At 66.7% G+C, this 14,855-nt stretch carries 9 protein-coding genes; 2 read left to right on the forward strand and 7 right to left on the reverse strand.

The annotated features are described in order from the left end of the window. Nucleotides 1-40 precede the first annotated feature (40 nt). Nucleotides 41-1,234, reverse strand: a complete 1,194-nt coding sequence (locus A7V84_RS14765; RefSeq protein WP_063492161.1) for an MFS transporter — start codon at nucleotides 1,232-1,234, stop codon at nucleotides 41-43. A 163-nt stretch (nucleotides 1,235-1,397) separates the two neighbouring features. Between A7V84_RS14765 and A7V84_RS14770 the strand changes: the two genes are divergently transcribed. Next, nucleotides 1,398-2,189: an AraC family transcriptional regulator gene (locus A7V84_RS14770; protein ID WP_025516554.1), complete on the forward strand. Its 792-nt coding sequence runs from the start codon at nucleotides 1,398-1,400 to the stop codon at nucleotides 2,187-2,189. On the opposite strand, the gene A7V84_RS14775 is transcribed toward A7V84_RS14770, so the two are convergent. After that, a complete protein-coding gene (locus tag A7V84_RS14775) occupies nucleotides 2,165-2,608 on the reverse strand; it encodes a helix-turn-helix domain-containing protein (RefSeq protein WP_025516555.1) in 444 nt (147 codons plus the stop codon). The two genes, A7V84_RS14770 and A7V84_RS14775, sit on opposite strands and share 25 nt — an antisense overlap. A gap of 131 nt (nucleotides 2,609-2,739) precedes the next feature. Here A7V84_RS14775 and A7V84_RS14780 point away from each other — a divergent pair, with 131 nt between their 5' ends. Continuing rightward, nucleotides 2,740-3,219, forward strand: a complete 480-nt coding sequence (locus tag A7V84_RS14780; RefSeq protein ID WP_025516557.1) for a DUF2938 domain-containing protein — start codon at nucleotides 2,740-2,742, stop codon at nucleotides 3,217-3,219. A 41-nt stretch (nucleotides 3,220-3,260) separates the two neighbouring features. Here A7V84_RS14780 and A7V84_RS14785 read toward each other — a convergent pair whose 3' ends face one another. The 5 genes from A7V84_RS14785 to A7V84_RS14805 form a co-directional block, all read right to left on the reverse strand. Beyond that, a complete protein-coding gene (locus A7V84_RS14785; protein WP_025516558.1) occupies nucleotides 3,261-4,049 on the reverse strand; it encodes an efflux RND transporter periplasmic adaptor subunit in 789 nt (262 codons plus the stop codon). Between the two features lie 5 nt (nucleotides 4,050-4,054). Continuing rightward, nucleotides 4,055-6,040 (reverse strand): preprotein translocase subunit SecA, encoded by a 1,986-nt coding sequence (locus A7V84_RS14790; RefSeq protein ID WP_063492160.1) that lies wholly within the window; start codon nucleotides 6,038-6,040, stop codon nucleotides 4,055-4,057. 12 nt (nucleotides 6,041-6,052) lie between these two features. Next, nucleotides 6,053-8,206: an HlyD family efflux transporter periplasmic adaptor subunit gene (locus tag A7V84_RS14795; protein WP_025516561.1), complete on the reverse strand. Its 2,154-nt coding sequence runs from the start codon at nucleotides 8,204-8,206 to the stop codon at nucleotides 6,053-6,055. 15 nt (nucleotides 8,207-8,221) lie between these two features. Further along, nucleotides 8,222-10,045 carry an efflux RND transporter periplasmic adaptor subunit gene (locus A7V84_RS14800; RefSeq protein WP_025516563.1) on the reverse strand — a complete coding sequence of 608 codons (1,824 nt, stop codon included), beginning with the start codon at nucleotides 10,043-10,045 and terminating at the stop codon, nucleotides 8,222-8,224. Further along, the coding region (locus tag A7V84_RS14805; protein ID WP_412778660.1) for a hypothetical protein at nucleotides 10,038-14,855 on the reverse strand (4,818 nt) is incomplete at its 5' end. The genes A7V84_RS14805 and A7V84_RS14800, both read right to left, overlap by 8 nt.

Here is a 14,855-nt window from a genome sequence, read left to right on the forward strand (position 1 = left end):
GGTGCCAAAGACGTAAATGAGACTGACTATTATTCTATTTTTATGCCCTTGCGCCAAGTACGACGCTCTGCCCGATGACGCGCGCGCGTCCGGCCAACATGCCGAAAGCGGCCATCAGCAGGGCCAGCACCATGCCGGCGCCCAGCGGCAGATCCCAGTTGCCGGCCCAGGCGTGGGCCTCGCCCGCGGCCATGGGGCCGGTCGCAGCCAGCAGATAGCCCAGGCATTGCGCCATGCCCGAGAGCGCCGCCGCCTGGGCCGGGGTGGACGAGCGCAAGCCCATGAACATCAGCGCCAGAATCAGGCACGCCCCCGAGCCCGCCCCGAAGCAGAATGCCCACACCGTGGCCAGCCCCGGCCACCGCCACAGGCCCAGCAGGCCGACCGCCATCAACAGGCTGGTGCCGGCCGCCAGGCCTTTCTGATCCTTGAACCGCCCGACCAGCGGCGCAAGCACCAGCCCCGGCAGCGCCGAGGCCAACTGCATCACGCCATGCACCGACCCGGCCGCCGTCGCACCATAGCCGGATTCGGCCAGCACCGAAGGCAGCCACGCCACCATGGCGTAGTAAAGCGTCGAATTCAAGCCCATGAACAGGGTCAGTTGCCAGGCCAGCGGGCTGCGCCACACGGGAACGGCGGGCGCCTGCGGCTGGACGCCCACCGGCCGCTGCCCTTTCGCATGCGCCAGTTGGGCGCGCCACACGAACACCGCGGCCAGCGACGGCAACGCCATCATGCCCAGTGCGGTTTGCCAGCCCCACAGCCGGGCCAGCGGCACGGCGCTGGCCGAGAACAGTGCAGCCGACACACCCATCACCAAGGCGCACACCGAAGTCACTTGCGCGACCTGAGCCGGGAAGTCACGTTTGATGACGCTGGGCATCAGGACGTTGCCCACGGCGATGCCCAAACCGATCAGCAAGGTGCCGGCGTAGAGCGTGCCTTCCCAGCCAGCCGAGCGCAGCAGCAGCCCCGTCAGCAGCGCCAACAGCGACGCCAGCAAGGTGCGCTCCAGGCCATGGCGGCGCGCCAGGCCTGCGGCAAAGGGCGAAAGCGCCGCAAAAGCCAGCAGCGGCAGCGTCGTGAGCAGCCCGGCCTGGGCAGCGCTCAGGCCGAATTGCGCCTGGAGGGAAGAAAGCACCGGCGCCACGCCCGTGACGGGTGCGCGCAATCCGGCCGCCACCAACAACAGACCGGCCAGCAACCAGCCGGCTCGGGAAGGATGCGACATGAGAAATCCTTGAAGGAAAACAGACCAGGCTAAAGACTATCCGGCAAGGAAGAGAAAGAATTAAGCTATAACGACTATAAATCGCTAAATTAAGACAACCCGGGCTTTCCCTGAACAATCCGGAGTATGTCATAGGCCAATCACCCCTTTGGGAACCGGACACATGCGGCTTGCCGACTTCATCTGCCAATTCGACACCGAGGCCATGCGCAGCCCTGCGGTGGGGGTGCGCCTGGAGGTCGACGAAATCCGCGAGGAAGTGCCGGTGCACTGTCATCGCCAGGGCCAGCTGGTGCTGGCGCTCAAGGGTGGGGTGGTATGCGAAGTCGACGATGCGCTATGGATGGTGCCGCCACACTGCGCAGTGTGGGTGCCGGGCGGCCAGATGCACAGCATCCGCGCCACCGCCAACGCCCGGCTTTGCTATCTGTTCGTGCAACCCGATGCGGCCGCCTTGCCGGCCGCCTGTTGCACCCTGGCCATCAGCCCGCTGGTACGCGAACTGATCCTGAGCCTGGCCGATGAGCCGGCCGACTACGGGCCTGACAGCGCCACCGGCCGCAAGGCCGTCGTGTTGCTCGAAGAACTGGCGGGCATGCCCGAAGAAACCCTGCACCTGCCCCTGCCGCGCGAGCCCAGATTGCGCCGCATCGCCAGGCTGCTGAGCGAGCAACCCCACGACCGGCGCACCCTGGCCGAATGGGGACGCGCCGCCGCCATGAGCGAACGCACCCTGGCCCGTCTGGTCCAGAAAGAAACCGGCCTGACATTCGGGCGCTGGCGCCAACAGATTCATCTCATCGAGGCCCTGCGCCGACTCGCGGCCGGCGACAGCGTGCAGCGCGTCGCCGAGGCCTTGGGCTACGACTCGGTCACGGCATTCATCACCATGTTCAAGAAAGCGCTCGGCAAGCCGCCGGCGCGCTACTTTCACGAGCGCGAACGCGCCGGCTGAGCCTCGGCTTGCCCGGGCGCCAGCATACCCAACGCTGCAGCGCGCAGCAGACGCTGGAACACGGGGCAATTCAGATGATGGGTTTCGGGACACTGCGCCGCATGGCGCAAGCCGTCGCGCATCGCCGCCAACCGGTCGATGCGCCGCTGCAGTTGATCGGCCTGAGCCTGCAGAAGCTGGCGATCAATGTCGGGCTGCCCGCCCGGCGCGAACATCCGCGCGATTTCATCGAGCTTGAAGCCGGCCGCCTGCCCCAGGGCGATGAGCGCAAGCCGCTGAAGGATGTCCGGCCCGAACAGCCGCCGCAAGCCCCGCCGCCCGACCGAGGCGATCAGGCCCTTCTCTTCGTAATAACGCAGGGTGGAGGCCGGCGTGCCCGACAGACGGGCCACCTCGGCGATGTCGAGCAGGTTGGCCATGGCTTGACCTCAAGTGGACTTGAATTGGCAAAGTGTAGCTTCCCTGACTTCACATGAAAGAGGCAACACCATGTTTTCCATGCCAGTGCTTTGTCTGCCGGCCATGGCCGGCGCCCGGGCGGGAGCCGTTCATGACGCCTGAAATCCTGTGCCGGACCGTGCTGCTGGGCATGGGCGCCACCCTCGTGCTGGACGTCTTTTCCCTGTTGCGCAAACACCTGCAGGGCATTCCTGCGTTGAACTATGCCATGGTGGGCCGCTGGCTGGCGGGACTGGCCGCGGGGCGGCTGGCGCTCACGCCCCGCAGCCCGCCGGCCCGTGGCGAGACGGCAATCGGCTGGATTGCTCATTACGCGATCGGCGTCGCGCTGGCGGCGGCGTTGCCGCTGTTCTGGGGCCCGGCGTGGCTGGCCGAGCCCACTGTGCAGCCGGCGCTGGCCGTGGGCGTGCTGAGCGTGAGCGCGCCCTGGCTCATTCTGCAACCTGCGCTGGGCGCGGGCCTGGCCGCCAGGCACACGACGCGGCCCTGGCTGGCACGTGGCCGCAGCCTGCTCGCCCACGCCGTGTTCGGCCTGGGGCTGTATCTGACCGCCTGGCTGATGGCAAGGTGATTCACGCCTTGACTGGCGCGGGGCCTGCCAGACAGCCTCCTTCAGAAGCGGATGCTGCAGCGCACCCCGGCCGGAATGGCGTGATCTTTGTTGTCGACCTTGAGCAACACCGTAAAGGTGCCGCTGGCTGCATCCATGACCCGGTCGATACGCCACACGCTGGCTTGCAGCGGCTTGTCGCTGATGGCGGCGTTGACATTGACCTGGGCCTTGTCGTCGATGGCGATGCGGCCATAGCGGCCTTCCGGCACCACCACTTTGATCAGCAAGGGATCGATCTGCGCCAGCTTGACGATCTTGTTGTCGTTGATCCTATCACCCGGGCCGGCGTAACGTTCGGCCACCACGCCATCGAAGGGGCTCTTGATGCTGCGTTCAGCGAGGATGGCCTGTTGCAACGCCACTTGCAGCTGGGCCTGGCGGCTGCGCGAGGTCATTTCATCGTAGTCGCCGGCAGGCAGGAGCTTGCGGCGGTACAGATCGCCATTGCGTTCGACCACCCGGCCCAGATAAGCAGCCTCGGCACGACGCAGATTCAGGGTGGCCTCGTCAACGCTGGTGTTCAGTTCGGCCACGACCTGTCCGCGCTTGACCGTGTCGCCACGCTGCACCAGCACGCGCTGCACTACCCCGGCGGCGGCGCTACCCAGTTCAGAAACCTGAAAAGGTTCGATCAGGCAGCCCAGCGTATCGCCGTCGGGGGCCCCGGGCATGGCGTCCAGCGCCAGCGCCTGACCCATCGGCAAGGGCTGCGCCTGGGCGGCGGCGCCCGAGATGCCAAGAAGACAACACGCCGCCAGGCGGCGCGGGAAAGACAGGATCAGGGTCATGGTTCTCAGTCCCCCTGCCCGGAAAAGGACAGGGAATTCTCCAGTTCTTCGTCCGCGGCCACCATCTGGCGGCGTTCGCGGGCCAACTTGTGTTCGGTTCGCGCCTGCGCATGGCGCAGCCAGGCGGCGGCCAGCCAGTTCCAGCCCGGCAGATCCAGGGCGAGCAAGGCCTGCATCGGCATGGCCCAGGGACTGTCGCGCACGCTGTCGAGCACGGCATCTTCCAACGACAGGATGGCTTCGGCATGCCCGGGGTCGCCCTGGCGACCGCTGCGTCCTTCGAGCTGCCGGTCGATGCGGGCCGACTCGTGGCGCTCGGTCAGGATGACATGCAGCCCGCCTGCCTCACGGGCCTGCGCCGACAGCGGGATATCGGTGCCGCGCCCCGCCATGTTGGTCGCAATCATGATGCTGCCCAACTGGCCCGCCTGGGCCACCATATCCGCCTCGTCGGCGTCCTGCTTGGCGTTGAGCACCACGGCCGGCAGCCCGGCGCGGGCCAGCACGGCGGCGATTTCCTCGGACGCGGCCACCGACCGGGTGCCGATCAGCACGGGCACGCCCTGCGCATGCAAGGCCTGGCTGCGCGCACTGACCGCCGCCCATTTCTGATCCAGGCTGCGATAGACGCGATCCGGCGCATGGCGCCGCCGCGACGGGCGATGGGTCGGGATACGCACCACGGGCAGATCATAGACACGGCCCAGTTCGGCACGGATCTCGGCTGCCGTGCCGGTCATGCCGGCCAGGCGCAGATAGTGCTTGAAGAAGCGCTGGTAGCTGATGCTCTTGAGCGTGGCGCGCGGCTCGCTCAGGGCCAGCCCCTCTTTGAATTCGATCATCTGGTGCAAGCCCTGCCCCCACGAACGATCCGGCATGACCCGGCCGGTGAACTCATCGACCACCATGATCTTGTCATCGCGGATGATGTATTGCTCATCGCGCCGATACAGATGCAGCACGGTCAGAGCGCTGACGATCAGCTCTTCGCGACGAAAGGGGATACTCCAGGGCGTTCCGAGGGCGGCGCAGGCCTCGCGCAGCTGCTCGCGGCCGGATTCGGTCAGCACCACGCGGCGCTCGGCCGGCTGCAGACGGTAGTGCCCGGGCTGCAGCGCACCAGCCAGCGCCATCGTCTGGGCCGTGACATCGGCGGCATCTTCCTCCTGCACTCCGGAGATGATCAAGGGTGTGCGCGCCTCGTCGACCAGCACGCTGTCGGCCTCGTCCACGATGGCGAAATACAGTCCGCGCAGAAACAGCTGGCCCAGGCGGCCGTCTCCGCCGCCGCGCAACTGCTCCAGCCTCAAACCCTCTTCGCTTTTGTCATCGTCCAGCACGATCAGGTCACGCAGGTAGTCGAACACCAGGGTCTTGTTGGAGCAGTAGACGATATCGGCCCGATAGGCCTGGCGCCGGGCCTCGGGCGGCATCTCCATGTTGACCCATGCCACGCTCAGGCCCAGCGCCTCGTACAAAGGCGCCATCAGCTGAGCGTCGCGCTCGACCAGATAATCATTGGTGGTGATGACATGCACCGGCAAGCCCGCCATGGCAGCGGTCGCGGCCGGCAGGGTTGCCGTCAGCGTCTTGCCTTCGCCGGTGTTCATCTCGGCGACCATGCCTTGCAGCATGGCCCAGCCGCCCAGCAACTGGACATCGAAATGCGCCTTGCCCAGCGCCAGCGATCCGGCCTGACGCACCAGCGCGAAGGCACGCGCCACCCTCGCCGGCTCCAGGCCATGGCGCCGCAGATCGAACGCGACCTCATTGGCGCAGCGCCGCACGCCCGCCAGATCCAGCCCGCCCAGCCGCGCACTTTCGCGATGGACACGCGCCAGAATGCGGCGCGTGCGCCACAAAGGGGCGCGCCGCTTGCGGCCCAGCCAGCGCAGCGCCGCCGTCCCCCAGGCCTCCAGCTTGCTGGCCGGTCGCTCACTTTCCTTTTCCGGGTACAGCGGATCCGGGTCGAACAAGGCGTAAGGTTTCATGGCCGGCGATACTCAGATGCGCAACTGACGCAGTACCAGTTGCCGCAATGCGTCATAGGCCTGCACGGCAATGGGCCTGGGTTCATGTTCGAATTTGACATAGACCCGGCCACCCAGCAAGGCGCGCGGCGCCTGCGGCGGCAAGGCCAGATCCATTACGAACAGGTTCTCCGACGACTTGGCGCGCCCTTCCTGCGACTTGCGCGGATCGACCCCGATGGTGCCGCCGCCCTGCAGACTGAGGGCCAGGCTGGGCAGCTCGTCGGTCGCCGAGGGCACCTCGCGGGCGATGCGGGCGTTGAAGGCTTGCCGGCTATCCTGCACCAGCCGGACCTGCACGTTGCGCAGCGAATCGTGGATACGCTCCAGACTGGATTGCGGCACCACCACCCTGACCGTATCGGCGCCGGTCATGACATAGCCCAGCAGCTCGCCGCGCTGTACGTAGCGCCCGGTTTCGTCTTCCGGATAGGCCGAAAGGAAGCGCCCAGCCTGCGGGCTGCGCACCTGCTGGGCGCTGACCTGTTCGGCGATGGCCTGGCGCTCGGTCTTCAGGCTTTGCCACTGGTGCTGCATGATGGCGGCCTGCACCGGGTTCTGGGCATGCGCCTGCACATAGCGCGCCTGATACTCATCGACCTGCGCGGCCAGCATGGCCTCGCGCCTGACCAGTTCGTCATTGAGCAGGCTCAGCAGCGGATCTCCCGCCTGCACCTGAGCATCGTCGGCGACCTGACGCTCACGCACGAACCCCGCCACCGGTGCGCGCACCTGGGCGCTGGGCGGCACCCAGACCACGCCCTCGGTGTCGGTGGACGACGGCATGGGCACCATGCCCAACAGACCCACCAACCCCAGCACGCACAGCGTGGTGATGGCATAGGAGCGCTTGCGGCGCGCCTGGATCTGCGGGTCGGTGAACAGCTGCCGCCCCATGCGCCAGAGCGGCATGACGATGGTGTTCCAGAGCGACCACACGGCCAGCAGGACGCCGAAAAAGAAGAACTGCCCGGCGATCAGGAAGATCGCCAGGAACATGATGAACATCCGGTAGAAGAAGGACAGCAGCGCATACACGACGAACCACCACTGCTCGCCGCGGCTGGCGCGCGGCGCCTGCACGGCGCTCAGACCCAGCACGTAGCGTTTGAAGAGATAGCCCAGCCAGCCATTGGCGCGTTGCCCCAGGTTGGGAATCTCGATGGCGTCAGAAAGCACGTAATAGCCGTCATAACGCAGCAACGGATTGCCATTCATGAACAAGGTCGAAATGCCGCAAAGAATGATGACGTTGTAGGCCAGCGAGCGCCACAGTCCCGGCTCCAGCTGCGTCCAGGCGATCATGGCGATCGCCGCCAGGAACAGCTCGACCAGAATGCCGGCGGCGCCCACCAGCATGCGCCAGCGCTTGTCGGCGAAACCAGCCGCCGCCGTCGCGTCGACGTAGGGAATGGGGACCAGCAACAGGAACATCACCCCGATTTCATGCACTTCTCCGCCCCGCACCTTGAGGGCGGCGGCATGGCCCAACTCGTGGATGGCCTTGACGACCGGGTAGACCAGGGCCATGGCGAGCACATTGCCGGCGGAAAACACCTGATCCCAGACGTTATGGGTCAGATCCTGCCAGTGCATGGCCGCCAGCGCCGCTCCCCAGATCACCACGGCCAGCCACAACAGGCCGCCGACCCAGCTGAAGATCCAGCGATAGTAGGGCAGCGCGGCCGTCAACCCGCGGTCGGGGTCGAGCAGCGGCACCTTGAGCGCACTGGGATTGCCAATGTACTGCTTGATCTTCTGGATGCGCTGGCGACGGCGGCGTTGCACCAGGTCGCGCACGTCGGGCGCGCGATCGGTGACCAGCACATCGGCGCGATGCAGCTGCGACAGCAGCCGGATGACCTCATCCTGGGGCAAGGCGTCATCGTCGAGCTGGCTGCAGGCGATCTCCCAGATTTCCTGCACCGTACGCCGCCCGTCCATCAGGCGGATGAGCAGGTTGGCCTCCGGGGTATAGCGGTGAAACTCACCATTGGCCTGATCCTGCATCACGTACCAGACCTCGCCGCGATAGATATGGCGATGGATATGGATATGCGAGCGCAGCCGCGGACGCAGCTCGCTGACGCGATGCCAGGATTGGCTGTACAGGGCGGTAACGGCCATATCGTGTATCTCCTTCTAGCCGAACCAGGCCCACCACTTCAGGCGCAACCAATCCACGAAACCGTGCGTCCAGATCCACAGATACCGGCGCTCGCCGATATCGATGCGGCCCACCCCTTCCATGCCGGGCCGCAGCAACAGATTGTCCTGGGGCGGAAGACTGGCCTCCAGCCGGAACACCGTCTTGCCCTCCTGAACTTGCGCCAGGGGCACGATGCGGGTGACCGTGAACGGAATCTGCCGATCCGGCATGGCCGCCAGCGCCACCCGCCCGGTCTGTCCCAGCGCCACCTCGTCGATCTGCCGGTCTTCGACATCCAGCCAGAGGCGATAGCCCTGAGGCGGCGACAGTTTGAACAGCTCCTGACCGCGCTTGACCGCCTCGCCCAGTTGCTGGCTGAGGTCGCCGCTGACCAGCATGCCGTCAAACGGCGCACGCAGGGTAGAGCGCTCGATCTGCTCGCGGTAGAACTGGATCTGCGCCATGGCCTGACGGGCCTGAGCCTGCGCGATGGCCGCCGCCGCGCTATCGCCGCGCGCCATGGCTTCCTCGGCCTGGCGGCGATACTGCACCTCGAGGTTGCCAGCGCGCAGCAGCTCTAGTTCGAGCTCGCGCGTGTCCAGGGTTGCCAGGGCCTGGCCCTGTGCGACCGATTCGCCAGCCCGGTGAGACGCGCTGGCGATGTAGCCGTCAAAAGGCGCGGCCACGATGCGCTGCACCACCCCGTGCACGGTAGCGGTGGCGCTGACCCGATAGGTGCCTTGCGCAAACGCCCCGAACAGCAATACGGCCAACACGCCCAGGGCCAGCAGCTTGCGCCCGATATGGCGTGGACCGACCAGGCGGGCGGCTTCGCGCCACAAGGCGTCGCGGCCTTTGCGCCACCAGGGCCGTTCCTGTTGCTGGCGCTGGTACAGCACCCTCCCGGCCAACAGCGCCACGTTCTGACACAGCGCGATGGTCTCGGCATCGAAGGGCTCGTCGTCCGGACGCTCGAATACGATGGCGCCGCGCGCCTGCGACTCGGGAGCAAACGGCACCGTCAACACGTGTCGATTGCCGAACTCGCGCGCCAGACGGCGATGGGCCTGCAACTGAATGGTGCGTTCCTCGTCTTGCGGCAGGCACAACGTGGTGTTCTGATCGATGGCCTCGTCCATGGCCTCGCCCACGGCCCGCAGCAGATTCATGTTCTGCACCAGACGGCTGCTGTGCGATAACGCACAGACCTGCGCATGCTGGCCCTGGCGAAACCCGATGCTGACCCGGTCGCAACCCAGGCGCGTCGCCAGGCCGGTGGCCAGGGTCAACGCCACATCCTTGAAGCGCCCGTCCTTGAGGGCGCGCGCCACGCTGTTGATGACATACATCAGCCGCTCGACCGTGCGCGCCCCATCGCTGCGCTCTTGCTGCAACAGATGCAACTCCAGCACGGCAGCGCCCCAGCGCAGGGCCTGCACCACGGGCTCAGGCGGTTGCGCCGCCAGCGCAAAGGCCGCCACGCCATGGATGCGCTCATCGAGCACCAGGGGATAGGCCACCATCAGCGCGGCCCCGGCCTGGCTGACGGCCACCGCCCGGCTCTGCAGGCACTCGTCGACCACGTCCAGCAGCGAGGCCGGCGCACGCACGGTCGGCGGCGTCTGCGCCACGGTTTCAAACGGCCCGGCATCCGGCGCACCGAGCACCAACACCCCATGGCGTACGCCATCGAGCTGCGCGGCCTGCAAGGACAGCCAGGCCTGAACAAACGCCCGGGGATCGGCGCTCGTGGAGAGCGCCGACCACCAGACCAACTCCGCGCGCTTGATCGGCGCGGCAACTACCGGATCATTCATCCTCACTGACGGCCGCAGCCTCTCCTTGTTGCTCGTCCTGCTTGCGCGTCACGCGCAGACCCGATTTGCGACGGCTGCGCGGCTCCCAGCTCTGGGTGCGGGCGTTGAATACCACCGACCCGCCTGCCCCCAGGGCGGCCGACAGGCCCAGCACGCCAACCCCGGCCGCCTGCGCCAGACGCTCGCTGGGCGAGGTTGCCGCCTGCGGGGCATCCGGTTCGCCGGACGGCGCAGCCTCGGCCTGACCGTCGGCTGGCGGATCCGCCGTCACCGGCTCGTCCTGGACGTCCTGCGCCGGCGGCACCGCCGCCTGCACCGGCTCGACCTGCCCGGCCACGGGTACGGCCTGCGATTGCCCGCTGGCCGCCGCGTCCAGCCCCGCGGCCATTGCCAGCGGATCGTCCGTGCCGGCAGCATAATCGGAAAGCGCCTGGCCGTCGCGTGCCAGAACGATGTCCGGCCGCGTCGCCGCCAGGCTCACGGCCACCGGCGAACCCGCCAGCACCACCCGGGTGTCCGCCTCGCGCTCGAACACCGGATGCGGCAACTGCCCCAAGGTGGCCGAACGGCTGTAGAGCAGCTCCATCGTGCGTGCGATCAGATCGGGCGTGTTCCCGCCCATGCCGAAACGGACCAGGTTCTTGATGCGCCCGCTCCAGGGGTCGAGATAAATGGCCGCGTAATCGCCCACCATCACGTCCTTGGACAGGTTGCCGCGCAGCATCGAACGACCCGGGCCGCCCAGCATGAAATTGCTGCCGCTGCCGGCCAGCAACACGGTATCGCCGCCATGCTCGATGAACTGGCTTTCGATCACGCTGAAGCGATCGGCCACAAAGCTCACCCGTCCGTGGGCGCCGAACATGACGTTGGTGCCCGCGCCGCTTTCCAGCACGTTGTTGCCCAGGCCTCCCAGCATCACCCCATGGCCCGCGTTGTAAAGCTGGTTGTCACCGCCCTCGGAGGGGAAGGTCGAGCCGAAGCTGGCGATGTGGCCACTGCCATCGTACAGCGCCTGCGCGCCGTCGCCAGCCAGCAGGTTGTAGCCCTCGCCAGCCTGCAGGACATCGTCGCCCAGACCGCCGAAGACCACGTTGCGGCCATTGCCGACCGTCACCTGGTTGCTGCCCGTGCCACGCAGCGGCAGATTCTCCAGGCTCAGCAGGCCGGCCCCGGACAGATAACGCACGCTGGCGCCATCGGCGGCGGCCGGGTCGATGAAGTCTCCCCGGTTGCGCAGATAGTTGACCGGCGACACCGTCACGATACGGCCGAAGTTGGCGAACACAATGTTGTTGCCGTCGCCCGCCGTGATGGTGTTGGCGCCGGCCTGCAACAGGTCGGCCGAGGCCCCCACCGCCAGGCCGGCGGCCTGCTCGGGACTCAGTACCAGCGTGAGTGCATGCAGGGTACTGACATCGGCACCGGCGCCGGCGGCCATGTCCATCGGCGCACCCAGGTCGATGTTGATGCCGGCATTGCCGAACACGATGTTGTTGCCCTGACCGGCATGGATGACATTGCTGCCCCCGCCGCCGGCAATCAGGTCATTGCCCGAACCGCCGTAGATCACGGCATCCCCCGCGCCGCCGTAAAGAATCACGCCCTCCGTGGCGCCGCGTGCGTCGAGCACGCTGCGCCCGGCCGGACCGAAGGCCAGCGCCTGACCGGCCTGTCGCTGGCCAGAGGTGGCGGTGTAGTAGCGGTCATCCTGGCTGGTCGAGGCGAACAGCAACACAGGACGCTGCGTGCCGCCCACTGTGCTGCCCTCGGCCACGAGGCGGTTGTTCCCGCCGCCGCCCTGAACCAGGGTCACGGTGCCCACTGGGGCATGACGCACCGTGAACGTGTCGTCGCCCTGCCCCAGCATGGTATTGACCGACTGGATCCCGTGGAACACCACGCCGCGGTCATGGCTGAAGCTGCCCTGAGCGGTGCTCATGGTGACCTGCCCGCCCGCCTGACCGACTCCCGGCGTCATGCCCAGGCCGGTGATGCGGCCAAACTCACCAGCCTGCGGCTGGTGATACAAGCGCGCCAGCCCGTCGAGCTGCTCGGCCTGATCCTGCATGCCGGTCTTGCCGGTGGTAGCGCCGTCGTCGAACAGACGCACGCGGTTGTTGACCGGCTCGGTCGGCGCCACCCCGGTGTCACGCGGGCCCAGCTCGCCGTCCGTCTCGCCCGGCAGGCCGATGCCGGCGCGCAGGCTGGCATCGTAGTCCGGCGTGTCCAGCGTGCCGCCCTCGATCAGCAGGCCGCCCTGGATGGCCGACAGGTCATGCGGTTGATCCGGGTAGTTGGCATAGCTCACGCCGGTCACGGCATCCACCCGGATCACGGGTTGATCCGTGACACGGGGCGTCACGCTCTGGCCTGCCCCTGCGCCCGGCGCCGCCTGCCCGCCCACCGATACCACGATGGGACGCAAGGCAACGTCCTGCAGCCCCGGCAAGGTGGTGAAGAGCGAGGCCGACAGGCGCAAATCGCGCCCGGCCAGATCCAGCGGCGGCAGGCCCAGGCCGGCACCCTCTTCCAGTTTCACCAGCACCTGACGGCTGGTGTCCCAGGACTGGGCACCGGCGCCGGTCGCGTCAAAGGCCAGCACGGCACTGTCATGCCAGGTCAGGCCGCCATCGGTCGACAGCAGCAGGCCGCGTCCTTGCAGACTTTGCAAGGCGGCTGCCAGGTCGTCGGCAGCCGACAGACCGGTCCCCTGGGTCAAGGAGCCATACAGCGCAGCCGCCAGCATGGCGCTGGTAAGCGACACATAGGCCTGACCGCTACCCGGCCGCGGCAACACCGACGGATCCAGGCTCACATCGAGGACAACCGTGTTGCCGCCTTGCAGCGTGCCCGGCTGTGCGGTGATCACCACCGGCTGTTTGCCATCGAACACATCACGCGACCCTTCACGGCCCGAGACGATGGTGTTGTCGGCCACATCGCCGGACAAATCGAAGGTGTTGCTGCCGCCGCCGCCGATGAGGGTCGTGATGACGTTGCTGCGGGTAGACAGCACATAAATATGGTCGTTGCCTTCGCGGGCATCCAGATTCACCTTCTGCATGTTCTGGTACAGGGTGTTGAGCCCGGCACCGCGAATCCCCTCCTGGGTCAGGACAAAAGCGTCATCGCCTTCGGAGCCCAGCATGGTGAAGGTGTTGGCACCACCTCCGCCATCCATCGAAAGCGGCCCGTTCAGCACATAGCCCGGCTTGCCATCCGGCTGCGCCTCGTGCGTCTGAAAGGCAAACACCAGGAACTCGTCATCGCGCTTGCCGCCATACAGCGCCAGCGGTGCGGCGTTGCTGTAGACGCGGAACACGTTGCTGCTGTTTTCCGCGCCGTAGATGGCAAGATCGAAGCTGTTGCCGCGTGACAGATAGCCCTGGGTGGTCCGGATCGTGTCGATCTCGTCGCCCAGCGCCACGTTGGGGAAACGGCGATCCTGCGCGAACAGCTGCCCCACCTGGTACTCATTGCGCTTGGACGGATCGCTGCCGGCGCCGCCATCGATGGTCACGTGAGTGCCGGTGTCATCGATGAAGAAGCGGTTGCCGCCATCAACGGCGTTGATGCGCATGCCGCCCGTCAGGCTGCGATCGTAGTTCACGCGTTGCACCTGCTCGGCATAGCCCGTGCCTTGTGGCGTGAGCTTGGCCAGGAAGTTCGCGCGCAACAGGAAGGTTTCATCCTCTGTGCTGCCATTGACCGTCAGGCGGTTGCCGCCCCACAGATTGTCCCGGCCCTGGCCGTCCGTGTTACGGACATTGATCAGGATGTCGGTCGGCGCGGCGTTCAGATTGACGATGACATGGCTGGATCCGGAACCGCCATCCACATCGACCCTGTCGTTCTGGCCAGCCACCGTCTGTTGGCTGGTCAGGGAGGGCAGTTGATCCAGGACAATCAGGTTATTGCCTGAACGCCCTTGGATGGAGATGCCACCGGCCAGCGCGCGCGCAGACAGGTAGACATAATCGTTCCCTGCGCCTGTATCGACCAGGGCGCCCGCGCCGAGCAGGATCTGCGACATCCAGATCTTGTCGTCGCCTGCCCCGGCATCGATGCTCAGATGGCCGAGCAGATCCGCCTGATCCAGCGTGATCAGGTCATTACCCTGGCCCGTGCGCAAGGTCGTCGCGCCACCCTGGAAGGTGTGCCACAGCAGCAACTCATTGTCACCATGCCCGGCGTCGATCGACAGACTGCCCTGACCCGCCACATCACGCAGCAGAATGCGGTCATCGCCTGCGCCGCTCAGGATGCGCGTATCGCCACCGATGGTCACACGGGTCATCTGCACCAGGTTGTCACCCTCGCCCGCCTCGATCAACAGTTGGCCCACGATGGCGCTGTCCACGACCATGATCGTGTCATCACCGTTGCCAGTACGAATCCCGGCACCCGCGCCCACCGTCACCGTATCCAGGCTAACGGTATTGGCGCCGTCACCAGCGTCAATGTCCAGCGAGCCGCCGATGTCGGTCTGCAGCAGGGTGACGCTGTCGTTGCCGGCACCGGAGGTGATCTGGGTAGCGCCACCCACCGTTACCACGGTCAGGTCGATGACGTTGTCGCCCTCGCCGGCCAGGATATCCAGCGAACCGCCGATATCCGTCTCCAGCAGGGTGATGCGGTCGTCGTCCTTACCGGTCGTGATACGCGTGGCCTTGGCCACCGAGACACGGGTCAGGTCAACGGTGTTGCTGCCGTCGCCGGCTGCAATCAGCAGTTGGCCCAGCAACTGGCTGTCCACCAGCGTGATCACATCCACGCCAGCACCCGTGTTGATAGACGTGTCGCCACC

This window comes from Bordetella trematum, assembly GCF_900078335.1.
Taxonomy (GTDB): Bacteria; Pseudomonadota; Gammaproteobacteria; order Burkholderiales; family Burkholderiaceae_B; genus Bordetella; species Bordetella trematum.